This is a genomic window from Stenotrophomonas sp. 3(2025) (assembly GCF_052665395.1).
In genome coordinates this window covers 96,398-121,561 of the sequence record NZ_JBQOIF010000013.1, presented here as the reverse complement: position 1 = coordinate 121,561, position 25,164 = coordinate 96,398, and the positions used below count along the sequence as shown (strand labels likewise).

Sequence of the window (25,164 nt, the reverse complement as noted above, 5' to 3'; positions counted from 1 at the left end):
GGGCCCACGCCACGCCGAACGCCCGGCCGTGTTGGCTCGAGCCCGCCACCCCGGGCGCCCCCCCCCCCCCCCCCCCACACCGCCCCACCCCTGACAGTTTTCCGGTGACGGTAGGCAAATCGCGATTTCCTGTAGCTGTCGACCTTGGGCGACACGCTTGGTCCACGCTCTGCGTGGATGCGAGCGAAGCGACCGGCGTTTGATTTTGATTTTGATTTTCTTTTTTCTTTTCCGTGGCTGGACGCCCACGGAAACTGTCTAAGGCCGTGCGGGGTGGGTTCGCAGGATCGTAGGCGCCATGGATGGCGCCATCGAGCCCCCATGGACGGGTTTACGGCGTGCCCTGCGAACCCACCCCGCACGGCCAAGCGCATGATCTGCTTTATGCGTTCAGCCACGAGGGGCTGCGCCGTTGGCTGGAACACCCTGTTACCCGGACGGGGAATGTCACCGCCACCACCGCATGCGATGCTGACCGCCTTGATCCCTGCCAGCGAGAACGCCCGCATGACCACCATCATCGCCCCGCGCGTACACGACATCGGCGGCCTGGAAGTGCGCCGCGCCGTGCCCACCCTGCAGGCCCGCAGCATCGGTTCGTTCGTGTTCGTCGACCAGATGGGCCCGGCACTCATGCACCCTGGTACCGCCATCGACGTGCGCCCGCACCCGCATATCGGCCTGGCCACCGTCACCTACCTCTGGTCCGGTGCCATCGGCCACCGCGATACGCTGGGCTCGGACCAGGTGATCCGTCCCGGTGACGTCAACTGGATGACCGCCGGCCGCGGCATCGCCCATTCCGAGCGCACGCCGCAACCGGACCGCGACCATGACAACCCGATCCACGGCATGCAGACCTGGGTTGCGTTGCCGAAGTCGCATGAGGAAATCGAACCGGCCTTCTACCACCATGCCGCCGCCACCCTGCCCGAGCAGCGCCGCAACGGCGCCTGGCTGCGCGTCATTGCCGGACGCGCCTATGGCGAGGAGTCGCCGGTCAAGGTGTTCGCCGACACGCTCAACGTGGCGATCGACCTGGACCCGGATGCAGAGATCGACATCGATGATGGTCACCGCGAACGTGCGCTGTACATCCTCGAGGGCGAAGCGCAGCTGGATGGTGTGGACATTCCCGCCCAGCACCTGGTGATTCCCGAGGCCGGTGCGCGCGGCCGCCTGCGTGCGAAGACGCCGGTGAAGGCGATGCTGTTCGGCGGCGAACCGCTGGATGGCCCGCGCCATCTGTGGTGGAACTTCGTTTCCAGTTCCAAGGAACGTATCGAGCAGGCCAAGCACGACTGGGAAGCCGGACGTTTCGGCACCATTCCCGGCGACGACAAGGAATTCATTCCCCTGCCCCAGTACTGAGCATCGCGTGTTGCACACATCCGAAGGTGTATCCCTGCACCCGGCGTTGACGCTACAGTCACCCGCTGATCACTGAAATGTGACATAAATCACACTTTAGACCGTCAAAGGAGTGCAACACATGAGCATGGGTAAACGCTTGTCCGCCGAGTTCCTCGGCACGTTCTGGCTGGTTCTGGGTGGCTGTGGCAGTGCGGTGCTGGCCGCCAAGTTCGGTGGCGACGGCAATCCGCTGGGTATCGGTTTCCTCGGCGTGGCCCTGGCCTTCGGCCTGACCGTGGTGACCGGCGCCTACGCGTTCGGCCATATCTCCGGTGCGCACTTCAATCCAGCGGTCAGCGTGGGCCTGTGGGCCGGTGGGCGCTTCCCGACCCGGGATCTGGTGCCCTACATCATCGCCCAGGTGGCCGGCGGCCTGCTGGCCGGCTTCATCCTGCTGCAGATCGCCTCCGGTGCCAGCGGCTTCGCCATTGATGGCAGCCAGGCCGGTGCGTTCGCCAGCAACGGTTATGGTGCGCTGTCGCCCGGCGGCTACAGCGTGGCGGCCGCATTCCTGTGCGAAGTGGTGCTCACGGCCGTGTTCCTGATCGTGATCATGGGCGCGACCCATGGCAAGGCGCCGGCGGGCTTCGCGCCGCTGGCCATCGGCCTGGCCCTGACCCTGATCCACCTGATCAGCATTCCGGTGACCAATACGTCGGTGAACCCGGCCCGCTCCACGGCGGTGGCCTTCTTCGCCGGCAGTGGCGCCACCGGCCAGCTGTGGCTGTTCTGGGTCGCCCCGCTGCTGGGCGGTGCGATCGGCGGCATCACCTACAAGTGGATCGGCAACGACCGCTGAGCCATGACCGTGCCATTGCGGCCGCCCCTCGGCCGCAATGGTTACGGATGTAACCGCGATTTGTGCGATCGCTCACGTTCCGTTAAGGTCTGGTCATCCGCCCGTGCTTTCGCCGGGCAGGACGGCATCCGGGGATGGGATGCCTCGACCGCCGGTGTCACCGGCGGTGCCAACGACACGCCACCTTGGGGGATGCATGAAGTTCGCGCCTGTTGTTCTGTCGAGCCTGTTGTTCGTTGCGTCGTCTGCCTGCGCGCAGGCCCCGGTCGACTGTCCTTCGTTGCCCGCCAGCAGCGGCCTGCAATGGCAGCAGCAGGCACAGTCCGGCTTCCTGGTCTGCCGCGCGGCCACCAGTGACGGGCGTGAGGTACTGAGCCTGATGCTCAGCCAGCGCGATCCGGGCATTCCGCTGACCCGCTCGCTGCGCCAGGAAAAAGGCAGCTTTGCCGGTGAATCGTTGTACTGGTACCAGCCGGATCTGGGCGGCCAGCAGCCGCCGGGCTATGCCGAGCGCCGCATCAGCGTGGTCAAGCTGGACAAGGGCCGCTACGCGCAGATCGCGCTGTATCCCGACAGCCCCCAGGAACTGGGCACGCTGCAGCAGCTTGCGCAGGGCATGAACCTGACGCCCTCTGCCGTGGCCGACGGCCGCTGAGGCGCTGCGGGGATGACTGCCTTGCAGCATTCCCGCACTTCCACCCGCTCCATCGGTAGCGCCGGGCCATGCCCGGCGGCTTTCAGCCGTGTCGGCTCTTCTGGACATCCGCCGGGCATGGCCCGGCGCTACCAATGTACTGTGGGCATGGCCCGGCGCTACCAATGTACTGTGGGCATGGCCCGGCGCTACCGATGCGCTGTGGGCATGGCCCGCAGCGCGACCTCAGAACCTGCCTTCCTGGAAATCGACGAAGGCCTGCATCAATTCCTCGCGGGTGTTCATCACGAACGGGCCATGCCGCATCACCGGCTCACGAAGCGGACGACCTGCCACCAGGATCAACCGCGCACCGTCGCTGCCTGCCGACAGATGCAGCTGCTCGCCGCCGCCCAGCACCGCCAGTTCCTGCCGCGCCACGTCGCGCGCCGCATCCTGCTCGCCCACCGTCAACCCGCCTTCGAATACGTAGACGAACGCGTTGTGGCCTTCGGGCAGGGAATAGGTCCAGGCACGATCGGCCTCCAGTGCAATGTCCAGATACAGCGGATCGGTCGCCGGCTGCGCGATCGGCCCCGCCGTGCCCTCGACCGTGCCGGCGATCACCTTGACCTGCACGCCTTCGGCCGGCTGCACCACCGGGATCTTCCCGGGAGCGAATTCCTGGTACTTCGGCGCGGTCATCTTGTCGCGCGCCGGCAGGTTCACCCACAGCTGGAAGCCGCGCATCTGCCCGCTTTCCTGCTCGGGCATCTCCGAATGCACCAGGCCACGGCCGGCCGTCATCCACTGCACGCTGCCCGGGGTCAGCAGGCCCTCGTTGCCGTGATTGTCGCGATGCCGCATGCGGCCATCGAGCATGTAGGTGACGGTCTCGAAACCACGATGCGGATGCTCTGGGAAACCGGCGATGTAGTCCTCGGCGCGATCGGTACCGAATTCGTCGAGCAGCAGGAACGGATCGAGGTCGGGCAGCGAGGAGCCGCCGATGACCCGGGTCAGGCGAACACCGGCACCGTCGGAGGTGGGCATGCCACGGATGGTACGCAGGACGCGGACCGGCTCGGGAAGGCTCATGGTGACTCCTGTTGGATGGATGCCGGTAAAAATGGACGCTGCAGCGCGCAACGCCAATGGATGCCGTCGCAACCGATTGTTCCATTCCTGATGTTCGTTGCACGTCATGTCCGCACGCCGGCAGCGCCTGCGTTGTCGGCTGCGAGGGAACATCGCCACCTGCCACACACATGTACGACCAAAGTACTACCGCACAATGGTCCCGTGCACATTGACCCTGCCAGGGGCACGCGGGACTCTTTGCCTGTCTTTCCGGGAGAGAGCACCTCATGAAAGGTTTTTCCAAAATAGGCTGGGCGGCCCTCGCCCTGCTCGGCGCGTTCTGCCTGGGCACGGTGGCGCTGCGGCGCGGTGAGCACATCAACGCGTTGTGGATCGTGGTCGCAGCGGTATCGCTGTACCTGGTCGCCTACCGCTTCTACAGCCTGTTCATCGCCGACAAGGTGATGCAGCTCGATCCGACCCGGGCCACCCCGGCGGTGATCAACAACGATGGCCTGGACTACGTACCGACCAACAAGCACGTGCTGTTCGGCCACCACTTCGCCGCCATCGCCGGTGCCGGCCCACTGGTCGGACCGGTGCTGGCCGCGCAGATGGGCTACCTGCCCGGCCTGCTGTGGCTGGTGGTCGGCGTGGTGCTGGCCGGTGCGGTGCAGGACTTCATGGTCCTGTTCCTGTCCAGCCGCCGCAACGGCCGTTCACTGGGTGACCTGGTGCGCGAGGAGATGGGCCAGGTGCCCGGCACCATCGCGTTGTTCGGTGCCTTCCTGATCATGATCATCATCCTGGCCGTGCTGGCGATGGTGGTGGTCAAGGCACTGGCGGAAAGCCCGTGGGGCATGTTCACAGTGATCGCGACGATGCCCATCGCGATCCTGATGGGCGTGTACATGCGTTACATCCGGCCGGGCAGGATCGGTGAGATCTCGGTGGTGGGCCTGGTGCTGCTGCTCGCCGCGATCTGGTTCGGTGGCAAGGTGGCGGCAGACCCGACCTGGGGCCCGGCGTTCACCTTCACCGGCACCCAGATCACCTGGATGCTGATCGGCTACGGTTTCGTCGCCTCGGTGCTGCCGGTCTGGCTGCTGCTGGCACCGCGCGACTACCTGTCGACCTTCCTGAAGATCGGCACGATCATCGCGCTGGCCATCGGCATCCTGGTGGTGATGCCGGAACTGAAGATGCCCGCGCTGACCCAGTTCGCGGCCAGCGGCGACGGCCCGGTGTGGAAGGGCGGCATGTTCCCGTTCCTGTTCATCACCATCGCCTGCGGCGCGGTGTCGGGTTTCCATGCACTGATTTCCTCGGGCACTACGCCCAAGCTGCTGGCCAATGAAGCGCACATGCGCTACATCGGCTACGGCGGCATGCTGATGGAATCGTTCGTGGCCGTGATGGCGCTGGTGGCGGCCTCGATCATCGATCCGGGCATCTACTTCGCGATGAACAGCCCGGCGGCGGTGATCGGTGCCGATGCCGCCTCGGCCGCGCACTACATCACCAACACCTGGGGCTTCACCATCACCCCCGAACAGCTGACCGCCACGGCAGCAGCGATCGGTGAGCCGACCATCCTGCATCGTGCCGGCGGTGCACCCACCCTGGCGGTGGGCATCGCGCAGATCCTGCATGAAGCGATCCCCAGCAGCAGCGACGCGATGATGGCGTTCTGGTACCACTTCGCCATCCTGTTCGAAGCGCTGTTCATCCTCACCGCGGTGGATGCGGGTACACGCGCCGGTCGTTTCATGCTGCAGGACCTGCTTGGCAATTTCGTGCCGGCGCTGAAGAAGACAGAGTCGTGGACTGCCAACATCATCGGCACTGCCGGCTGCGTGGCGCTGTGGGGCTACCTGCTGTACACCGGCGTGGTCGATCCGTTCGGCGGCATCCAGACGTTGTGGCCGTTGTTCGGCATCTCCAACCAGATGCTGGCAGGCATCGCGCTGATGCTGGGCACGGTGGTGCTGTTCAAGATGAAGCGTGACCGCTACGCGTGGGTCACCGCGGTGCCGGCGGTGTGGCTGCTGATCTGCACCACCTATGCCGGTTTCATCAAGATCTTCGACAGCAATCCGGCGCAGGGCTTCCTGGCACAGGCACACAAGTTCCAGGACGCGTTGGCCAGCGGCACGATCACCGCACCGGCCAAGTCGGTCGCGCAGATGCAGCAGATCGTGGTCAATGCCTACGTCAACACCGGTCTGACCGCGCTGTTCCTGCTGGTGGTGGCGTCGGTGCTGGTGTATTCGATCAAGACGATCGTGGCGGCGCGCCGCAATCCGCAGCGCAGCGACCGCGAGACCCCTTACGTGGCGCTGAAGCCGCATGAAATGGTGGACCTGTAATGAGTACACAACTGGTTCCGGTGGGGCAGTACCAGGCGCATCGCCGGATCTGGCGACGCCTGGTGCAGACGGCGCGGCTGTGCTGCGGCATTCCCGACTACGACAACTATGTGCGGCATGTGCGGGAGAAGCATCCGGACCGCGAGCCGATGGACTACAAGACGTTCTTCCGCGAGCGGCAGGAAGCGCGGTATGGCGGGCGCAACGGTGGTCGCTGCTGTTGAGGTTTCCGGTGGGTGCCGGGCTTGCAGCCCGGCGCCCGCAGAGGCAACGGCAACGGCAACATCAACTGCAACCGCAACTGCTGGAGCGTCGGCTCTGGGGTTCTGTGGGTTTGGCGGGGCGGTGTGGGCTTGCAGGACACGCCGTAAACCCGTCCATGGGGGCTCGATGGCGCCATCCATGGCGCCAACGGTCCTGCAAGCCCACACCGCCCCGCCTTTGACAGATTTCCGGTGACGGTGCGAATCATCCGGGGCCTGATCCGTTTTCCCTGGAGAACGGATCAGGCCCCTTTCTGTTCGTGGATGCCGGCAGTTGCGGGCCCCGCCCGGCGGGACTACTCCGTGAGGGTGATCGGGGTCAGGGTGACCTTGGCGTTGTTGGCCGCGCCCATGCGGTCCTGGTAAGCCTGGCCGCGCTGCAGCAGGTAGTAGCTGTCGAGATAGTCGATGTCATTGGCAAACCACGACGTGGGCATGGCCTTGAGGATCGCGCCTGCGATGTCGGCGATGACGGCATACTCAGGGGCGAAGGCGCCCAGCGCGGCTTTGACGCCGTTGCTCAGCGCCACCAGCAGTTCCTGGTAGTTGGTATCGCCATCATCTTCGAACAGCTGCACGTTGGCGGCGTTGAAGCGATAGTTGCCCCAGATGATCAGCGGTTGCTGCGGGGTGTAGTCGGTACCGTCGTAGTCCAGGTACGGCATGTCGACGGTGACCATCTCCGGTGCGGTGGCGCCCACCTGCAGACCGGAAACAACAGCGAACACCTCGGCTGCCCCCAGCGCCCACGGCTCCTGGTCGTCGGCCAGGCGGATGCGGTCCAGGCGGGTGATATCCAGCGACGCCTGCGTACCGTCAGCCGACAGCTGGATGCGTTCAGGCGATTGCAGGCCGCGGGCCTTCAGCCCCGCATTGACCAGGGCCATGCCCTCCTGCACGGCACGCCGCGTGTCGACGTCGACGATCAGCACCGGAAAGTCCGGGGCCCGTTTCGCATCCAGTACATGCGCGCGGCCCTGCGCATCGTAGGCGGTGATCGTGGTCCAGTCGCGATCATTGCCACGCGGCAGACTGGCCACCCACAGCGGATGCACATTGATGGCCGCCAGCGAGTGACCCTCGGGCACGTACGCACGCAGCTGCAGCAGCCCCTGCCCCTGTGCCGGGAGCCCCTTGCGCTGGCGCAGCTGGCGATCGCCGGCAGCCAGCGATGCACTGGCCAGCGTCTGCGCCTGCGGATCGAAACGGCCCATCAACGATTGCACCGGCACGCCCTGCTCGGGCGCCGCATGCAGCGAGCTGCGCACTGCATCGGCGAACCCTGGCTGGGCGATCAGTGCCGCCACCTCGCGCGCACCGGCATCGGTCAGCACCTGCACATCGGCGCCGCCGGCCCTCACCTGTCCCTGCGCGAAGGCCCCCGTGCTGGCCAGCAACAGCACCAGTGCGGAAACCCGAAACCTCCATTGCTTCGTCATCGACGGCCCCATCGAACGTCGCCGGCAACCCCGGCAGGAGCTTCCCACGCTACGACGCACGCGCCATACGTTCCGGTATGTGCCGCACAGTTCCGGCAGTGTGCGGCGAAAAGCAGCCGAGCGTGGGCTCGGCGCTGCCCGTTCCTGATTTCCGTCGCTGGCCGCGAGGGGGCTCAGCCGTTGGCCATCCACTTCAGGATCAGCCCGGTCACATACGCCAGGCCGGTACCGGTGGCATAACCGACCGTACCGAGCAGCACGCCCACCGGCGCCAGCGTCGGATGGAATGCTGCCGCCACCACCGGTGCCGAGGCGGCGGCGCCGATGTTGCCCTGCGAACCAATCGCGAAGAAGAACAAAGGCGCACGCACCAGCTTGGCCACGATCCACAGCACAAGCACGTGGGTGGCCATCCAGATGGCCCCCAGCAGGAACAGCCAGGGACGATCCAGCAGCGACAACAGGTTCATCTGCATGCCGATGCAGGCGATCAGGAAATACAGGAACACGGTGCCCAGGCGCGAAGCGCCTGCCGCTTCCAGCCGGCGTGCACGGGTGAAGCTGAGCGTCAGGCCCATCGCGGTGGACAGCAGGATCACCCACACAAACTGGCTGTCGAGGCTGAACTGGCTGGCCCAGCTGACATTGGCCTTGAACCAGCCCGACAGCGGTGCGGCGATGGCATGGGCCAGGCCGACGCCGCCCAGTGCCACGCCGACGATCACCATCAGGTCGGTCATGCTGGGGATGCGCGCGTTCTGTGCCTCGTAAGCGCTGATGCGCGCCTTCATCTCATCGATGGCGCGGGTGTCGGCACCGTTGCGTGCATCGATCTGCTGGGCGCGGTTGGCCATGAACAACAGGATCGCCATCCACAGGCTGGCGCAGGCCACGTCGACCACCGCGAACTGGCCGAAGGTGGTGGCATCGGTACCGAACACTTCGCGCATGGCGACCATGTTGGCGCCACCGCCGATCCAGCTGCCGGCCAACGCGGCCATCCCGGCCCAGGTGTCGCCAGCCACGGTTTCCGGATGGATCAGCTTCATCACCTGGAAGGAGACGATTGCGCCGAGCATGATGCCGGCGGTGCCGGCGCAGAACACCAGCAGCAGCTTCGGCCCCAGCTTGGCGATGCCCTTCAGGTCGATCGACAGGGTCAGCAGGACCAGGGCCGCCGGCAACAGCACATCGCGGGCGACCGGGTTGTAGAGCGAGGTGTTGTGGCCATCGATGACACCGGCGGTGTTGTAGATGGCGGGGATGAAATAGCACAGCAGCAGTGCAGGCACCCAAGCGAAGATCTTCTTCAGCAGGGGCGTCGGGCCACTGGCGGCCCAGAAGATCAGGGCAAGGGTGGCGGCGATCAGACCAAGCCCAACGATGTCGTTGCTGATCAGGGCAGTAGCGGGTTCGGTCGGCATGGGATCCTCTGTCGATCGAAAGAGCGGAAAAGAAAAGCGCCGCATAAGCGGCGCGGGTCGAAATTAACATAGTCTTCACGCAGGGTCATGCTGCGCTGCTTGCGGCAGCGCGTGGGCCTGCCGAGAATCGCTGCATTCCTTACTGGAGCCTGCCCCATGCAACTCGGCGCTTTTTCAGTCAGCCTGGCGGTGAAGGACCTGGCCACCTCACGTGCGTTCTACGAAGCGCTGGGGTTCTCGGTGACCGGTGGTGATGCGGCGCAGAACTGGCTGGTACTGCGCAACAATGGCATCGTGGTCGGCCTGTTCCAGGGCATGTTCGAGGGCAACCTGCTCACCTTCAATCCCGGCTGGGACCAGCACAAGCAGGAACTGGCGTCCTTCCAGGACGTGCGTGAGGTGCAGGCCGAGCTGGACGCCAAGGGCATCGAGCTCACGGCGCGTGCCGATCCCGATGGCGAAGGTCCGGCCTATCTGCAGCTGACCGATCCCGATGGCAACGTGATCCTGATCGACCAGCACGTGGCGCGGCCAACGGGGCGGTGACACGGCCAGCGTGCCAACCAGGGTTGGCGCCTACCAGAACGCACGCGGCCATTGCCTGGTAGGCGTCGACCTTGGTCGAGGGACAGGTCAGCCTGGCCGCGATGTACCAAAGTCGAGCGAGGCCAGGGTACCGCGCGGCTGGCAGGGCTGCAGCTGCAGGGTCCAGCCCAGGTGCTCGCACAGCCGCGCAATCAGCTCCAGGCCGATGCCGCCGCGGTCGCCGCGCCCACCGCGGGCCATCCGCGCGTGGATCGCTGCGATCTCCTCCGGGCTCATGCCATGGCCGGGATCCTGCAGGGTCAACACCGCTGCCGAGGTCAGGCGCAGCTCGATATGACCGCGGCCGCTGTTCTCGATGGCATTGCGCAGCAGGTTGCCGATCGCTGCCTGCACCACCGCCAGCGGCGCGACGATGTCGACCGGCGCGGCCTGGATGCCGATGCTCAGGTCCTTGTCGCCCAGCAGGTGGCGATGGTCGTCGACGATCTCCGGCAGCAGCTGGTCCAGCGCGATGCGCTCGGCACGGGCAGCCAGGCGAGCGGGATCACGCGCCAGCACCAGCAGCAGCTCGATCAGCTGCTCAACGCCCTGCGCGGTACGCAGCACGCGCTGCATCTGCTGTCGTGCGCGCTCAGGCAGGCCGGGCTGCTCCAGCGCCAGTTCGGCGGCACCGGTCATCACGGCGATCGGCGTGCGCAGTTCATGGCTTGCGGTACTGATGAACACCCGTTCGCGCTCGACGAACTGCTCGTTGCGATCAAGGTAATCGTTCAGCGCATCGGCGATGGTGTGCAGCTCGGAACTGCCACGCGGATCGACGTCAATGCGCTGGCCCTGCACGCCTGGCCGCAGTGCACCGATGTGCTGGGCCAGCAGGCTCAACGGGCGCACCATGCGCTCCATGCCGAAGGAGGCCATCAACACGGTGACGAAGATCATGATGATGCCGGCCAGCATCACCCAGCGCGTTGCGAATTGTTCCAGATCGTGGAAATCGGAGATGTCCAGGGCCAACGCAACCCGCCCCATCGAGCCGGTATCGCGCACCATCACCGCCGTCTCGCGCTCGCCGATCATCACCCCGTCATGCAACCCCGGATGCAGGGTGCGCAGGCTGGCGGGCAAGTTGGCCTGGTTGAAGCGGAACAGGCTCAGCGTGTCCGAGTCCTGCCAGCGATAGTGCGGCTCGTGCTCGGTGTGCTCGACGATGCTGTCCAGTTCGGAATTGAGCAGCGCGCGCCACGCCGCGTGCTCGGCGTGTTCGTGCACGTAGTTGCCGACGCTGAACACCGCCAGCGAAATCAGCGCCAGGTAGCCCAGCAGCCACCACACCACCCGGCGGTAGAGCGGCCCGGGCTTACGCGCCATCGTCATCGTTCCGTGCGTCCGCGCCTGCGGTGGACGCCAACCGGTAGCCCACCCGCGGCAGGGTGTGGATCAGCTTGTCGGCAAAGGGGCCGTCCACGCTGCGGCGCAGTTCGTACACATGCGAGCGCAGCAGGTCGCCGTCCGGTGGTTCGTCACCCCACAGGGCAAATTCCAGCTGCTGCCGGGTGACCGCGCCCGGGCTGGCGCGCATCAGCACTTCCAGCAGCTTGCGGCAGGCCGGGTACAGGTGCAGTACCTGGCCGGCGCGCTGCGCCTCCAGGCTGGCCAGGTCCAGCACCAGGTCGCCCACCTGCAGGCGCTTGCGTGGATTGCGGCCCTGCGCGCGCAGCAGCAGCGCCTCCAGGCGCACTTCCAGCTCGGGCAGTGCGAACGGCTTGGTCAGGTAGTCATCTGCACCGGCCCGGAAACCGGCGATCTTGTCCGGCAGTTCGTCGCGTGCGGTCAGCATGATCACCGGCACTTCCGAGGCGTGCTCGGCGCGCAGCCGGCGCAGCACCTCCGGGCCTTCCATGCGTGGCAGCATCCAGTCCAGGATCACCGCGTCATACGGGTGGCTGCCGGCCAGGTGCAGGCCGGTGATGCCGTCCGGGGCAACGTCGAGCACATGCCCGCGCGACTCGAAATAGTCGAACAGGTTGGCCACCAGCTGGCGGTTGTCCTCGATCACCAACAGGCGCATGCACGAAACATCCACGGGAAGTGCCACCATGGTAGCGCCGTGGATGTCGGAATGCGGTCGCCTTCACGGCGGCTCCGACGGCTTTCCCACGCCCCTCTCATCAGAATGGCCGTTTTGCTCCTGGAGCCTGCCGTGCCCGTAGCCCTGCCCCGTCGCTGGCACCTTCCCCTGCTGTGGCTGCTGATCGTGATGGCGCTGGCGGCCGGGCTTGGCATGCGCCAGCCGCAGCCACCGGACGAACCACGCTTCGTGCTGGCCGCACGCGCCATGGTGGAGAGCGGCGAGTGGCTGCTGCCACACCGGGGCAGCGAGCTGTACGCCGAGAAGCCGCCGGTGTTCATGTGGCTGCAGGCCGCCGCCCACCAGGTGGTCGGCAGCTGGCAGTGGTCGTTCCTGCTGCCGTCGCTGCTGGCCGCGCTGCTCAGCCTGTGGCTGGTGTCTGACCTGGCACGCCGTCTATGGTCGCCACGGCATTCGTTGTACGCGCTTGGCGCACTGTTCTGCACCCTGCAGTTCGGCCTGATGGCCAAGCGCGCGCAGATCGACATGGTGCTGGTGGGCATGACCACGCTGGCCCTGTGGGGGCTGCTGCGCCATCTCTGCGAGCGCCGCAACCTGCCGGCCCTGTGGCTGGCGGGCTTCGCCGCCGGCGTCGGCACGGTGACCAAGGGGGTGGGCTTCCTGCCCTTGCTGATGGTGCTGCCCTGGCTGGGCTGGCGGCTGTACCAGCGCCGTCGCGGCCAGCGGGTGGACGGCCCCCACCCCGCCAGCCTGCTGTGGCTGATTCCGGCCTTCCTGCTGGGCACGGCGGTATGGCTGGCGCCGCTGGGCTGGGCGCTGCTGCACGAACCCAGCGCATCGCTGCAGTCGTACGCGCACGAGCTGCTGTTCAAGCAGACCGGCACCCGCTATGCCAACGCCTGGCACCATCGCCAGCCGGCCTGGTACTACCTGCAGGTGATCGCCACGCTGTGGCTGCCAGGTGCGCTGCTGCTGCCGCTGATGGTCACGCCGTGGTGGCGCCGGCTGCGTCGCGGCGACCAGCGGCAGTGGCTGCTGCTGGGCTGGGCCGCGCTGGTCCTGCTGTTCTTCACTGCCAGCCCCGGCAAGCGCGAGGTATACGTGCTGCCGATGCTGCCGGCGATGGCACTGGCGGTGGCGCCGCTGCTGCCCGGCCTGCTGCGTCGCCCGTGCGTGCGCCGCTACCTGTTCGGCTACAGCCTGCTGCTGATGCTGGCCACCGGCGTGCTTGGCGTGATGATGCTGACCGACAGCCCCTGGGCGCAGGCGCAGCTGGCACGGCGGGCGATGCCCGACACCCTGCTGCCCGTATTCGGCGATGGCCTGCTGACCTTCGCCATCGCCGTGGCGACGCTGGCGGTGTGGCTGCGGACACGACGCGCGGCCACGTTGGTGCTGCTCACCCACGGCCTGCTGTGGATGCTGTACGGACTGGTGCTGATACCGGCGCTGGACCCCTACGCCTCGGCGTCGGCGGTAATGCGCCGGGTGGGCACGCGGATCGGTCCCGATGCGGAGCTGGCGCTGGTGGCCTGGCGCGAACAGAACCTGCTGCAGGCCGACCGGCCGGTGCGCGAGTTCGGCTTCAAGCGGCCGTGGGCAGAGCAGTGGCACGACGCCGGTCCCTGGTTGGCCGAGGCGCCGGACAAGCGCTGGTTGCTGGTGCTGGACAAGGCCATGAGCCCCTGTGTCGATCCCACCCAGGTCATCGAGATCGGTGTTGCCAATCGCAATCGTTGGCAATTGCTTCCGGGCACCGCCTGGAATGCGGCCTGCCATGCCGAGCGTGCAGGCGCCAACGACGAAGAAGACTGAATGATGATTCGCGCCGGGCACGGATTAACCCGGCGCGAACGCGTGTACGACCCTTCTCCGACATGCCAGTGACGAGCATGGCTGCGGATTCCCGTAACGGCCCCTTCCCTGCATGCCCGCTCGCCCTCTTGTCTCGGCAGTCTCCTTTGCGCCCTCGCTGCTCGCGTCGCGTTTTGCCGTTACCCATCTTTGGCTGCCCTCTGCTATCGGCGTTGCGGTGTTCACCGTGTTGATGGGCCTGGGGGGCGACCAGTGGCTGGCCGACCACCTGTTCCGGCTGGAAGGCGGGCGCTGGGCGCTGCAGGATGCGTGGCTGACGCGTTCGGTGGTGCACAAGGCCGGCAAGTGGCTGAGCACCGCTGCAGCACTGGTGGCGATGCTGCTGTGCTTCCACCACTGGCGCCGCGGCCGTGATCGCCCGCTGCGGTGGGCGCTGTTGTACGTGGTGGTGGCCGTGGCACTCGGCACCGGGCTGATCTCGCTGCTGAAGTCGCTGGTGCCGATGGACTGCCCATGGGATCTGCTGCGCTATGGCGGACACGACCCGTTCGTCGGCCTTTTCAGCAGCCGCCCGGCCGGCATGGCCGCCCGCGCCTGTTTCCCCGCCGGCCACGCAAGTGCGGGATACGCGTGGATGTGCCTGTACTTCTTCGCGCTGCTGTGGCGCCCGGCCTGGCGTTGGGCCGGGCTGTGGATCGGCCTCGGCAGCGGCCTGGTGTTCGGCATCGGCCAGCAGCTGCGCGGCGCCCACTTCCTTTCGCATGACGTTGCCACCGCCTTGATATGTTGGCTGCTGTCGCTGGGCCTGTACCTGATGGTCCGCCACCAGTTGGATCGCTCGACCCGCCAGGAGGCGATTGCATGAACGCAACGGTCCAACGCTCCTTCCGTCTACCCACGCTGGCCAGCATCCGCGCATGGCGGCCGCAGCTGTCCACCGAAGCACTGATCGTGCTGACCAGCCTGTTCTTCGCTGTGGCCGGCAATGGCCTGTTCTGGCACAGCGCCATGGCCAGCCATCCGGGCAGCCTGCGCTATGCACTCTCGCTGCTGTTGCTGCTGCTGGGCGCGCACGGTGTGCTGCTGGGCATCCTGGTGTGGCGCTGGAATGCCAAGGTGGTGGTCAGCGTGCTGCTGCTGGTCACCGCGTTTGCCGCGCACTACATGAGCCGTTACCACATCTATCTGGATGCGGACATGCTGCGCAACGTGCTGGCTACCGACCCCAAGGAAAGCCGCGAGCTGATGACGGTGTCGCTGCTGTGGCCGGTCCTGCTGCTGGCTGTGTTGCCGATGGTGGTGCTGTGGCGCGTTGACCTGCGCCGCCGCAGCTGGGGCCGCAGCCTGCTATGGCGCATCGGCTTCCTGCTGGTCGCTGCGGCCACCGCACTCGGCGGCGCGCTGGTGTCCTTCCAGGATGTGTCGGCGCTGATGCGCAACCAGCGCGAAGTGCGCTACCTGGCCACGCCGGCCAATGTGCTGCTGGGGCTGCCACGTGCGCTGCGCGGCGACAACCCGGTGCAGCGCGCGCCGAAGCTGCCGATCGGTACCGATGCCAAGGCGACCCCGCGCGCAGCGACCAGCAAGCCACGCCTGCTGGTGATCGTGATGGGCGAAACGGTGCGTGCGCAGAACTGGGGCCTGAATGGTGGCCGAAATACCACGCCGGAGCTGGCCCAGGCGGCGGTGGTCAATTTCCCGGACATGCACTCCTGCGGTACCAGCACCGAGGTTTCGCTGCCCTGCCTGTTCTCGCCTTGGGGACGCCACGAGTACGACGAGAAGAAGATCCGTGCGCACCAGTCGTTGCTGCATGTACTGAACCGCGCGGGCATCGCGCCGCTGTGGCGCGACAACCAGTCCGGCTGCAAGGGCGTATGCGAGGGCCTGGACTTCCAGTCGCTGTCGGACGCGACCACGCCGGGGCTGTGTGCCGATGGCCGTTGCATGGACGAGATCCTGCTGCAGGACCTGGCGACGCAGGTGCGTGCGCGCCCGGGTGATCGGGTGGTGGTGCTGCACCAGCTGGGCAACCATGGCCCGGCCTATTTCGAGCGCTACCCGCCCGCCTTCCGCCGCTTCACCCCGACCTGTGACACCCAGGACATTGGTCGCTGCTCGCGCGAAGAGATCACCAACAGTTACGACAACGCCGTGCTGTACACCGATCATTTCCTGAGCAAGACCATCGGCACGCTGCAGGGCCTGCAGGACTACGACACGGCGATGATCTACCTGTCCGACCACGGTGAATCGCTGGGCGAAAAGGGCCTGTACCTGCACGGTGTGCCGTACGCGATCGCACCGGCCGAGCAGACCCGGGTGCCGATGACGATGTGGTTCTCGCCGGGCTTCGCCAGCAGCCGTGGACTGGACCTGCAGTGCGTGCGCAAGCGCTCGGCCAGCTACACCGACCACGACAACCTGTTCCCGTCGGTGCTGGGGCTGATGCAGGTGAAGACCTCGCTGTACGAGCGCGATCGCGACCTGTTCGCCAACTGCGAGAGTTAGAGTTGTTCGGCAGGGCTTGCAGCCGTGCACCTGCTGCAAGCAACAGCAACAGCCGAAGCAGACGCAGAAGCGGGTTTCCTGAGGGATGGCGGGGTGGGTCCGGTGGCGGGAGACGCCGTAAACCCGTCCATGGGGGCTTGGCCGCGGCATCCATGCCGCGGACACTCCCGCCACCGGACCCACCCCGCCTTCGACAGATTTCCGCTGCTGTTGGTGGGTGCCGACCGTTGGTCGGCACGGGGTCGGATCCGAATTTGAGTCTCGATTTCTGACAGGTCTCATCCACGCATGGCGTGGATCTACTGCCATCACCGAATTGCGTCTGGGGCAAAGCCCCCTGAGTCAGGGGGCGGCCGCGAAGCGGCGGGGGTCTGGGAGCGGGTAAGTGGGGCCCACGTTTCGCGCAGCGAAGCGTGGGAGCGACAGCGCGCATGCGATGTCGCGGTCCCCGGGCGCCGCCCGGCCGACTTCCGCCACTTGCGGTGGCAACGCCTGCCCACTAGCCTTCGGCGGTCGTTCACCACCCAAGGACCGCCCGTGAAACACCGTCATCTCCTGCTGGCCTCGGCAATCGCCGCCGCCACGCTGGCCCTGGCCGCCTGCAAGAAGGAACCCACCCCAGGCGCCGAGACCGCCAGCAGCAGCGCACCGGCCGGCGAAACCGCTGACCAGTTCGTGGCCCGCATCAATGCCGAATTCAAGGCGGCCTACCCGGAGATGACCTCGGCGCAGTGGCTGTCCTCCACCTACATCAACAGCGATTCAGAGCGCATCGCGGCCAAGGCCAACGAGCGTTCGCTGACCCAGCTCAACAGCTGGATCGAGCAGGCCGGCAAGTTCGATGGCAAGCCGATGAGCGAAGACAGCAAGCGCGCGATCCATCTGCTGAAGCTGATGTCGTCGATGCCGGCGCCGCGCGACCCGGCCAAGCTGGCCGAGCTGACCCAGATCGCCACCCGCATGGAAGGCAGCTACGGCGCAGGCAAGTACTGCACCGACGCCAACGATCCCAACTCCTGCCGCCAGCTGGGCGAACTGGAGCAGGTGCTGGCGCGCAGCCGCGACTATGACCAGCAGCTCGATGCCTGGCAGGGCTGGCACAGCACCACCAGGAGCATGCGCGGTGATTACCAGAAGTTCGTCGGCCTGGTGAATGAAGGTGCCAAGGGCATGGGCTTCACCGATGCCGGGCAGATGTGGCGCAGTGGCTATGACATGCCGCCGGAGCAGATCGGCCCGGAAACCGATCGCCTGTGGGAGCAGGTCAAGCCGATGTACGAGCAGCTGCACTGCTACGCGCGCGGCAAGCTGGACAAGACCTACGGCAAGGACAAGGCCGAGGTGGGCAACGGCCTGATCGCCGCGCACCTGATGGGCAACATGTGGCAGCAGGACTGGTCCAACCTGTGGGACCAGCTGGAACCGTACCCGGGCGCCGGCAGCCTGGACATCACTGCAGCGCTGGAAAAGCAGTACCAGACCAACCTGAGCGCGGCGCTGGCCAAGGCCGGCAAGGATGCGAACGTAGCCGCGCAGTACAAGGCGCAACGCGAGGCCGAACTGCGCACCGCCAAGCAGATGACCGAGCGTGCACAGGATTTCTACGTCTCGCTGGGCATGCCGTCGTTGCCGCAGTCGTACTGGGACAAGACCCAGTTCATCAAGCCCGATGACCGCGACGTGGTCTGCCACGCCAGTGCGTGGGACATGAACATGGAAGGCGATGTGCGCACCAAGATGTGCATCAAGCCCAACGAAGAGAACTTCACCACCATCTACCACGAGCTGGGCCACATCTATTACGACCTGGCCTACAACCCGCTGCCGCCGCTGTTCCAGGGCGGCGCCAACGATGGCTTCCATGAAGCGATCGGCGACACCATCGTGCTGGCGATGACGCCGAAGTACCTCAGCTCGATCGGGCTGGTCGACGCGCCGACCGAGAGCCGCGAAGCGGTCATCAACAACCAGATGCGCATGGCGCTGTCGGGGGTGTCGTTCCTGCCGTTCGGCCTGATGATCGACCGCTGGCGCTGGGGCGTGTTCGATGGTTCGATCACCCCGGACAACTACAACAAGGCATGGTGGGACCTGAAGGCCAAGTACCAGGGCGTGGCCCCGGCCAGCGCCCGTGGCGAGGAATTCTTCGACCCGGGTGCCAAGTACCACGTGCCGGGCAACACCCCATATACCCGCTACTTCCTGGCGCGCATCCTGCAGTTCCAGTTCTACAAGGGCCTGTGCGATGCCGCCGGCTTCAAGGGCCCGCTGCACGAGTGCACCTTCTACGGCAACAAGGAAGCCGGCCAGAAATACTGGGCGATGCTGAGCAAGGGTGCCAGCCAGCCGTGGCAGGCCACGCTGAAGGAACTGACCGGCTCGGACAAGCTCGATGCCGGCCCGATGATCGAGTACTTCAGCCCGGTCAATGCCTGGTTGAAGCAGCAGAACGAAGGCCAGATGTGCGGTTGGCAGGCCAGCGCGGCACCGGCAGCGAAATGAAAAAAGGGCGGATCCGCGAGGATCCGCCCTTTCCCTTTCGGTAGCGCCGGGCCGTGCCCGGCGAGCGCAGCGGCGTAATGAAAAGCCACCAGGCATGGCCCGGCGCTACCGCAATGAGGATCAGTTGCTCTTCTTCGCCGCCAGCTGCGCAGCCAGTGCGGCCTTGAATTCCTCGAAGGTCTGCCCCTTCTCGTTGGCTTCGGCCTGCGCCGCATCGCGCAGCGCATCCGAGTAAATCAAGCGCACGGGCGTGCCCTGCCGTTCGTGCAGCTCACCGGCCTGCATGATCAGCGCCAGCACCTGGGCCGCACTTTCGCTCTGGCCGGCGATGCGGCCATCCATGCCCAGCACCCATTCGCCGTCGCGGCGGACGATGCCGGCCAGCAGCGTGCGCTGCGTGTCGCGCAGCTCGGCGTGCGGCTCGACGGGCGAGGCAGTGGCGGCGGCCTTGTTGGCAGCCTGCTGTTCCTGGCGACGGCGCTGGTCGCGGCGGGATTTGGAAGAGGTCGACATCAGTGGGGCTTGCATTGCGGGGGCGCAAGGATAACCCACACCCCCTGCATGCCGGTTCACGCCGATGCGGTAGCGGCTCAGTCCAGTACCCGCCCCTGGCGCCAGTACCCCATGAAGGTGATCGCGCGGCGATCCAGGCCGCAGTCTTTCAGCAGATGCCGGCGGATCGCCATCACCGCGCCGGCCTCGCCCGCTACCCAGGCATACAGCGCGCCGTCCGCGCTGGCGTCCGCTTGCTCCCACAGGATCTGCGCATCAACGTCGATGTCGTCCAGCTCGGCAGCCCCGGCGACGGTCGCGGCCGCCGCCAGCCGCGCCTGCACCGCCTGCAGCAACCGCTGCCCATGGGCCTGCTCCCCGCGTGGCAACCACACCAGTTCGGCCGTAGCCGGGGCCTTCAATGGCACCGCATCACCGGCCTGGGCGATCTCCAGCAGGGCCAGCGTGCGCGGCGGATCGGCCAGCCCGGCCAGTTCCTCGAGGATGCCGGCCACCGCCGGCAACGCGGTCTCATCGGCCACCAGCAGCACCTGGCCTACCCCGGCTGGCGGCTTCCATTCCCAGCCCTCGCTGCTGTCCGCACAGTCGGCATCGGGGGCCAGCAGCACCACGCGGTCGCCCGGCCGTGCATGCGTGGCCCAGCGCGAGGCCGGTCCGGTCTGGCCATGCAGCACGAAGTCGACGTCGACCTCGCACTCGCCGGCACGCAGCTGGCGGAGAGTAAAGGTGCGCATCGGCGGCCGCGCCTCATCGGGCAGTGCCCGGTAACGGTCATACCAGTCTTCGCCGCTGGGCACGTCCGGCGCGTCCTGGCCGGGCAAAGGGAAAAACACCTTGATACGCTGGTCCGGGCCTTCGGTCTTCATGTGCGCCACGTCGGCGCCGGTGAACACCATGCGGTCCAGGGAAGGAGAAAGAACGCGGCGCTCCTTCAGCGCCACCTCGAACAGGCGGTAGGTCTGCTGCGCAGCCATGCGGGTACCTCATGCGACGACATCGGAATGGCTGGCTGTCGTGCACCCACGAACCGGCTCGCTGGAAACCCCAGCCTAATCCCTGGCCGCAGCGCCGCAACGGATCCGCGCGTGATGACGCGCCCTACCCCTGCACGACGCTCAATGCGCCGTGCTGGCTGCCTCTGATGCGCGCTCGCGCTGGTGCTCCCAGTACCAGAACACGAAGCCGGCCGCGAAGAAGCCCGCCTGTCCCAGTGCCAGGTGCAGCGGGTTGTTGTGCAGCAGCGGCGATACCACGCCGGCCACCACGGTGCTGATCATCAGCTGCACGAACGCCTGCAGCGACGACGCCAGGCCGCGCTGCAGCGGATACATGTCCAGCACCGCCAGCGCCAGGATCGGGAAGATCAGCGCCATGCCCATGCCGCCAAGGAAGATCGGCATCACCGCCCACGGCAGCGCGAACTGCGGCGCCAGGGTGACGTAGCCGATGTTCAGCACGGCAGAGACCGCACACAGGCTGAAACCGAGCGCGACCTGTCGGGTCGGTGTGCTGTGCCCGGCCATGCGCCCGGACAGGAACGAACCGGTGGTCATGCCGCCAATGGTGGGAATGAACAACCACGCAAAGCCACCTTCACCCAGATGCAGGTGCTGCATCACGATGGCCGGCGCCGAGGAGATGTACAGGAAGATGCCGCCGAACCCGATGCTGCCGGCCAGGGCCAGGCGCAGGAACCGCGGGTTGAAGCCGATGCGCACGTAATCGCGCAGCAACGTGCGTGGCGACAGGGCGATCCGCGCCTGCACCGGATGGGTTTCCGGCAGGAAGCGCGCGGTGGCCGCCAGCAGCACCAGCGCGAACACCACCAGGAACCAGAAGATCAGCGGCCAGCCGGCACCGCTGAGCAGGATCCAGCCACCGATGATCGGCGCGATGGCCGGGGCGATACCGAACAGCATCGACACCTGGCTCATCAGCCGCTGCGCGTCGTGGCCGTGGTACAGATCGCGGATCACCGCGCGGCCAACGATCATGCCCACGCCGGCGGACAGGCCCTGCAGTGCGCGGAACGCCAGCAGCGTGGTCAGGTCGGTAGACAACGCACAGCCCACCGAGGCGCCGACGAAGATCACCAGACCGCCGAGGATCACCCGCTTGCGTCCCCACGCATCGGACAGCGGGCCATGGGCCAGGCTCATCAGGCCGTAGAACAGCAGGTAGACGCTGATGGTCTGCTGCACCGCCACTTCGTCCACCGCCAGGCGCTGGGCCAGCTGCGGAAACGCGGGAAAGATGGTGTCGATCGAGAACGGACCGAACATGGCCAGGCCAGCGAGCAACAGGGCCATGCGGCGGGTGGAAGGAGCAACGGCGGCGGTCATCGGGCAAGCGTCCGGCAGGGCCATGCATGACACGCACGGCGGGCGCCGATCCCCTGCAGCAGGGACGGCGCCAGATGAATACGAGAATCCCACCATCATAGGTGGGGAATGCGCGCGATGCCATGCAAGGATGCACAGAACGCACGCCCGGGCCATCGGCCATTCAGCCCCGTGAGGCCAGCCCGGGCCACCGTCAGGCGCCGGCAACGAGCTATAATCGGCGGGCAACACGGTGGGAGAAGCAGGTCACCGCTGCCGAAGGCGCAACGCCCGTAATCGCTCAGGCCCGATACCACCCGTAACAGAACTCTGGAGAGACCGGTTCGATCCGGCGCCGAAGGGGCACGAAGCTGCGGTTTTCCGCGCTTTTAAACTCTCAGGCAAAAGGACAGAGGGGCGCCCGCAGACCGCCGACCGGCGGCTTGTGCCCGTGCGTGTGCCCTTTCCTGACGGATCCTTCGCCATGTCCCAGAACACCCCTTCCCTGCGTGAGCTCGAGCACCATTCGGCGTTCGTCGAGCGCCACATCGGCCCCAACGATGCCGAGATCGCGCAGATGCTCGGCGTCATCGGCCACGCCTCGCTGGATGCGATGACCGATGCCATCGTGCCGGCCAAGATCAAGTCGCCGGCACCGCTGGCGCTGCCGGAGTCGATCACCGAAGTGCAGGCGCTGGCGAAGATCCGCGCGATCGCCGACAAGAACACCGTGCTGCGCAGCTTCATCGGCCAGGGCTACTACGGTACCCACACGCCGAACGTGATCCTGCGCAACATCCTGGAAAACCCGGCCTGGTACACCGCCTACACCCCGTACCAGGCGGAAATCTCGCAGGGCCGCATGGAAGCGCTGATCAACTTCCAGACCCTGTGTGCCGACCTGACCGGCATGGAAATCGCCAACGCCTCGCTGCTGGACGAAGCCACGGCCGCCGCTGAAGCGATGACCCTGGCCAAGCGCTCGGCCAAGTCGAAGTCGGACACCTTCTTCGTGCACGACGCCGTGCACCCGCAGACGCTGGAACTGCTGCGCACCCGCGCCGAGCCCATGGGCATCGTGCTGCGCGTGGGCACCCCGGCCGAAGCGCTGGAAGCAGAAGCCTTCGGCCTGCTGCTGCAGTACCCGGACACCTTCGGCCAGGTGGGCGACTACAAGGCGCTGGTCGATGCCGTGCACGCGCGCGGCGGCCTGGTGGCCGTGGCCACCGACCTGCTGGCACTGACCCTGCTGGCCGCCCCGGGCGAATGGGGTGCGGACATCGTGGTCGGCAACAGCCAGCGTTTCGGCGTGCCGTTCGGCTTCGGTGGCCCGCATGCGGCGTTCATGGCCTGCCGTGACGCCTACAAGCGTTCGATGCCGGGCCGCCTGATCGGCGTCTCGATCGACGCACAGGGCAACCCGGCCTACCGCCTGACCCTGCAGACCCGCGAACAGCACATCCGCCGCGAGAAGGCCACCTCCAACATCTGCACCGCACAGGTGCTGCTGGCGGTGATGGCCTCGATGTATGCCGTCTACCACGGCCCGGAAGGCCTGACCCGCATCGCCCGCCGCACCCATCGCCTGGCCGCCATCCTGGCCAGCGCGCTGCGCACTGCCGGTGTGCAGGTCGGTGCCGACTTCTTCGACACGCTGCACGTCACCGGTGTCGACGCCGACGCGATCCATGCCAAGGCCCGTGCCGCCGGCTACAACCTGCGTGCGATCGACAGCAGTTCGGTCGGCATCAGCCTGGACGAGACCGCCACCCGCGCCGACATCGTCGCCGTAGGCGCGCTGTTCGGTGCCACCGTTGATGTGGACGCGCTCGATGCCAGCACCGCCGATGCGCTGCCGGCCGGTCTGCTGCGCCAATCCGCGTTCCTGACCCACCCGGTGTTCAACACCCACCACAGCGAGCACGAACTGCTGCGCTACCTGCGTTCGCTGGCCGACAAGGACCTGGCGATGGACCGCACGATGATCCCGCTGGGCTCGTGCACCATGAAGCTCAACGCCACCGCCGAAATGATCCCGGTGACCTGGCCGGAGTTCTCGCAGATCCACCCGCTGGTGCCGGCCGAGCAGGCGCTGGGCTACAAGGAACTGATCGATTCGCTGGAAGCGATGCTGGTCGAGTGCACCGGCTACGACGCCGTCAGCCTGCAGCCGAACTCCGGTGCGCAGGGCGAATACGCCGGCCTGCTGGCGATCCGCGCCTACCACCGCTCGCGTGGCGAAGATCACCGTGACATCTGCCTGATCCCGGATTCGGCGCATGGCACCAACCCGGCCTCGGCGCAGATGTGCGGCATGAAGGTCGTGGTCACCAAGACCGATGCCAACGGCAACGTCGACGTTGAAGACATCCGCCTCAACGCCGAGAAGTACAGCGACCGCCTGGCCGCGATCATGATGACCTACCCGTCCACGCACGGCGTGTTCGAGGAAGAGGTGGTGGAGATCTGCGAGATCATCCACAAGCATGGCGGCCAGGTGTACACCGACGGCGCCAACATGAACGCCCTGGTCGGCGTGGCCAAGCCGGGCAAGTGGGGTTCGGACGTTTCGCACCTGAACCTGCACAAGACCTTCTGCATCCCGCACGGCGGCGGCGGCCCGGGCGTTGGCCCGTGTGCGGTCAAGTCGCACCTTGCCCCGTTCCTGCCGGGCAAGCTGGGTGACAACGGTCCGGTCGGCATGGTCAGCGCCGCCAGCTTCGGCAGCGCCTCGATCCTGCCGATCAGCTGGATGTACATCGCGATGATGGGCACCGAGGGCCTGCGCAAGGCCACCCAGGTCGCCCAGCTCAACGCCAACTACATCGCCAAGCGCCTGGCCCCGCACTTCAAGACCCTGTACACCGGTCGCAACGGCCTGGTCGCGCACGAGTGCATCCTGGACGTGCGTCCGCTGGAGAAGGCCAGCGGCATCGGTGCCGAAGACGTGGCCAAGCGCCTGATCGACTTCGGCTTCCATGCCCCGACCCTGAGCTTCCCGGTGGCCGGCACGCTGATGGTCGAACCGACCGAAAGCGAATCGCTGCACGAGCTGGACCGCTTCATCGACGCGATGATCCAGATCCGCGAAGAGATCACCGCGATCGAAGACGGCCGCCTGGACCGCGAGGACAACCCGCTGAAGAATGCTCCACACACGGCCACGGCCGTGACCGCCAGCGAGTGGACCCACGCCTACCCGCGCGAGCTGGCCGCCTTCCCGCTGCCGAGCCTGAAGCTGCAGAAGTACTGGCCGCCGGTGGCCCGCGTCGACAACGTGTACGGCGACAAGAACGTGATGTGTGCCTGCATCCCGGTCGATGCCTACAAGGATGACGAAGTCGAGGCGTAAGCCATCGCGGCATCGGAAATGAGAACGGCCCGCGCAAGCGGGCCGTTCTTGTTTTCCGGTAGCGCCGGGCCATGCCCGGCGAGCACAGCGGCAG

General features: G+C 66.7%; 19 protein-coding genes and 1 riboswitch. Of the genes, 11 read left to right on the top strand and 8 right to left on the bottom strand.

Going from position 1 to position 25,164, the window contains the following annotated elements; translation table 11 throughout:
- The first annotated feature begins 507 nt into the window (after positions 1 to 507).
- From ACUXVE_RS11910 to ACUXVE_RS11900, 3 genes are all read left to right on the top strand, one after another.
- The gene (locus ACUXVE_RS11910; protein WP_049427674.1) at positions 508 to 1,371 is read left to right on the top strand and encodes a pirin family protein; all 864 of its coding nucleotides are present in this window, start codon (positions 508 to 510) and stop codon (positions 1,369 to 1,371) included.
- A 121-nt stretch (positions 1,372 to 1,492) separates the two neighbouring features.
- Positions 1,493 to 2,212 carry an aquaporin Z gene (gene aqpZ, locus ACUXVE_RS11905; protein ID WP_445514462.1) on the top strand — a complete coding sequence of 240 codons (720 nt, stop codon included), beginning with the start codon at positions 1,493 to 1,495 and terminating at the stop codon, positions 2,210 to 2,212.
- Positions 2,213 to 2,408: 196 nt separating this feature from the next.
- Positions 2,409 to 2,867 (top strand): hypothetical protein, encoded by a 459-nt coding sequence (locus ACUXVE_RS11900; protein WP_093818619.1) that lies wholly within the window; start codon positions 2,409 to 2,411, stop codon positions 2,865 to 2,867.
- A gap of 225 nt (positions 2,868 to 3,092) precedes the next feature.
- On the opposite strand, the gene ACUXVE_RS11895 is transcribed toward ACUXVE_RS11900, so the two are convergent.
- Complete coding sequence (locus tag ACUXVE_RS11895; RefSeq protein ID WP_093818620.1) at positions 3,093 to 3,944, bottom strand: pirin family protein; 852 nt, start codon at positions 3,942 to 3,944, stop codon at positions 3,093 to 3,095.
- Between the two features lie 269 nt (positions 3,945 to 4,213).
- Here ACUXVE_RS11895 and ACUXVE_RS11890 point away from each other — a divergent pair, with 269 nt between their 5' ends.
- Positions 4,214 to 6,295, top strand: a complete 2,082-nt coding sequence (locus ACUXVE_RS11890) for a carbon starvation CstA family protein (protein WP_093818622.1) — start codon at positions 4,214 to 4,216, stop codon at positions 6,293 to 6,295.
- Positions 6,295 to 6,519, top strand: coding sequence for a YbdD/YjiX family protein (locus tag ACUXVE_RS11885; protein WP_025877091.1), 225 nt, complete (start codon positions 6,295 to 6,297; stop codon positions 6,517 to 6,519). The genes ACUXVE_RS11890 and ACUXVE_RS11885 overlap by 1 nt, the downstream gene beginning before the upstream one ends.
- 335 nt (positions 6,520 to 6,854) lie before the next feature.
- Here the strand turns inward: ACUXVE_RS11885 and ACUXVE_RS11880 are convergent, their stop codons facing one another.
- Positions 6,855 to 7,997: a DUF3103 family protein gene (locus ACUXVE_RS11880; RefSeq protein ID WP_222388584.1), complete on the bottom strand. Its 1,143-nt coding sequence runs from the start codon at positions 7,995 to 7,997 to the stop codon at positions 6,855 to 6,857.
- A 173-nt stretch (positions 7,998 to 8,170) separates the two neighbouring features.
- A complete protein-coding gene (locus tag ACUXVE_RS11875) occupies positions 8,171 to 9,421 on the bottom strand; it encodes a DUF819 family protein (RefSeq protein ID WP_025877087.1) in 1,251 nt (416 codons plus the stop codon).
- A 156-nt stretch (positions 9,422 to 9,577) separates the two neighbouring features.
- Between ACUXVE_RS11875 and ACUXVE_RS11870 the strand changes: the two genes are divergently transcribed.
- The gene (locus tag ACUXVE_RS11870) at positions 9,578 to 9,967 is read left to right on the top strand and encodes a VOC family protein (protein ID WP_445514461.1); all 390 of its coding nucleotides are present in this window, start codon (positions 9,578 to 9,580) and stop codon (positions 9,965 to 9,967) included.
- Between the two features lie 87 nt (positions 9,968 to 10,054).
- Here the strand turns inward: ACUXVE_RS11870 and ACUXVE_RS11865 are convergent, their stop codons facing one another.
- Both ACUXVE_RS11865 and ACUXVE_RS11860 read right to left on the bottom strand, forming a co-directional pair.
- Positions 10,055 to 11,335: a sensor histidine kinase gene (locus tag ACUXVE_RS11865; RefSeq protein ID WP_222388583.1), complete on the bottom strand. Its 1,281-nt coding sequence runs from the start codon at positions 11,333 to 11,335 to the stop codon at positions 10,055 to 10,057.
- On the bottom strand, positions 11,325 to 12,035 hold the full coding sequence (locus ACUXVE_RS11860; protein ID WP_093818626.1) for a response regulator transcription factor: 711 nt from the start codon (positions 12,033 to 12,035) through the stop codon (positions 11,325 to 11,327). Before ACUXVE_RS11860 ends, ACUXVE_RS11865 begins: the two co-directional genes overlap by 11 nt.
- Before the next feature lie 132 nt (positions 12,036 to 12,167).
- Here ACUXVE_RS11860 and ACUXVE_RS11855 point away from each other — a divergent pair, with 132 nt between their 5' ends.
- The 4 genes from ACUXVE_RS11855 to ACUXVE_RS11840 all read left to right on the top strand — a co-directional run bounded on the left by ACUXVE_RS11855 (position 12,168) and on the right by ACUXVE_RS11840 (position 18,884).
- Positions 12,168 to 13,871 carry an ArnT family glycosyltransferase gene (locus ACUXVE_RS11855; RefSeq protein WP_093818627.1) on the top strand — a complete coding sequence of 568 codons (1,704 nt, stop codon included), beginning with the start codon at positions 12,168 to 12,170 and terminating at the stop codon, positions 13,869 to 13,871.
- A gap of 112 nt (positions 13,872 to 13,983) precedes the next feature.
- Positions 13,984 to 14,736 (top strand): phosphatase PAP2 family protein, encoded by a 753-nt coding sequence (locus ACUXVE_RS11850; protein ID WP_445514460.1) that lies wholly within the window; start codon positions 13,984 to 13,986, stop codon positions 14,734 to 14,736.
- A complete protein-coding gene (locus ACUXVE_RS11845) occupies positions 14,733 to 16,382 on the top strand; it encodes a phosphoethanolamine transferase (protein ID WP_445514459.1) in 1,650 nt (549 codons plus the stop codon). The genes ACUXVE_RS11850 and ACUXVE_RS11845 overlap by 4 nt, the downstream gene beginning before the upstream one ends.
- Before the next feature lie 537 nt (positions 16,383 to 16,919).
- A complete protein-coding gene (locus ACUXVE_RS11840; protein WP_222388579.1) occupies positions 16,920 to 18,884 on the top strand; it encodes a M2 family metallopeptidase in 1,965 nt (654 codons plus the stop codon).
- Between the two features lie 120 nt (positions 18,885 to 19,004).
- On the opposite strand, the gene ACUXVE_RS11835 is transcribed toward ACUXVE_RS11840, so the two are convergent.
- The 3 genes from ACUXVE_RS11835 to ACUXVE_RS11825 form a co-directional block, all read right to left on the bottom strand.
- On the bottom strand, positions 19,005 to 19,397 hold the full coding sequence (locus ACUXVE_RS11835; RefSeq protein WP_025877073.1) for a hypothetical protein: 393 nt from the start codon (positions 19,395 to 19,397) through the stop codon (positions 19,005 to 19,007).
- 77 nt (positions 19,398 to 19,474) lie between these two features.
- Positions 19,475 to 20,371, bottom strand: a complete 897-nt coding sequence (locus ACUXVE_RS11830; RefSeq protein ID WP_445514458.1) for a siderophore-interacting protein — start codon at positions 20,369 to 20,371, stop codon at positions 19,475 to 19,477.
- 141 nt (positions 20,372 to 20,512) lie between these two features.
- Positions 20,513 to 21,739 (bottom strand): multidrug effflux MFS transporter, encoded by a 1,227-nt coding sequence (locus ACUXVE_RS11825; RefSeq protein ID WP_222388577.1) that lies wholly within the window; start codon positions 21,737 to 21,739, stop codon positions 20,513 to 20,515.
- Positions 21,740 to 22,038: 299 nt separating this feature from the next.
- A riboswitch (glycine riboswitch) is annotated at positions 22,039 to 22,141 on the top strand.
- A 61-nt stretch (positions 22,142 to 22,202) separates the two neighbouring features.
- On the opposite strand from ACUXVE_RS11825, the gene gcvP reads away from it, so the two are divergent.
- Positions 22,203 to 25,070 carry an aminomethyl-transferring glycine dehydrogenase gene (gene gcvP / locus ACUXVE_RS11820; protein WP_093818633.1) on the top strand — a complete coding sequence of 956 codons (2,868 nt, stop codon included), beginning with the start codon at positions 22,203 to 22,205 and terminating at the stop codon, positions 25,068 to 25,070.
- The last annotated feature ends 94 nt before the right edge of the window (positions 25,071 to 25,164 follow it).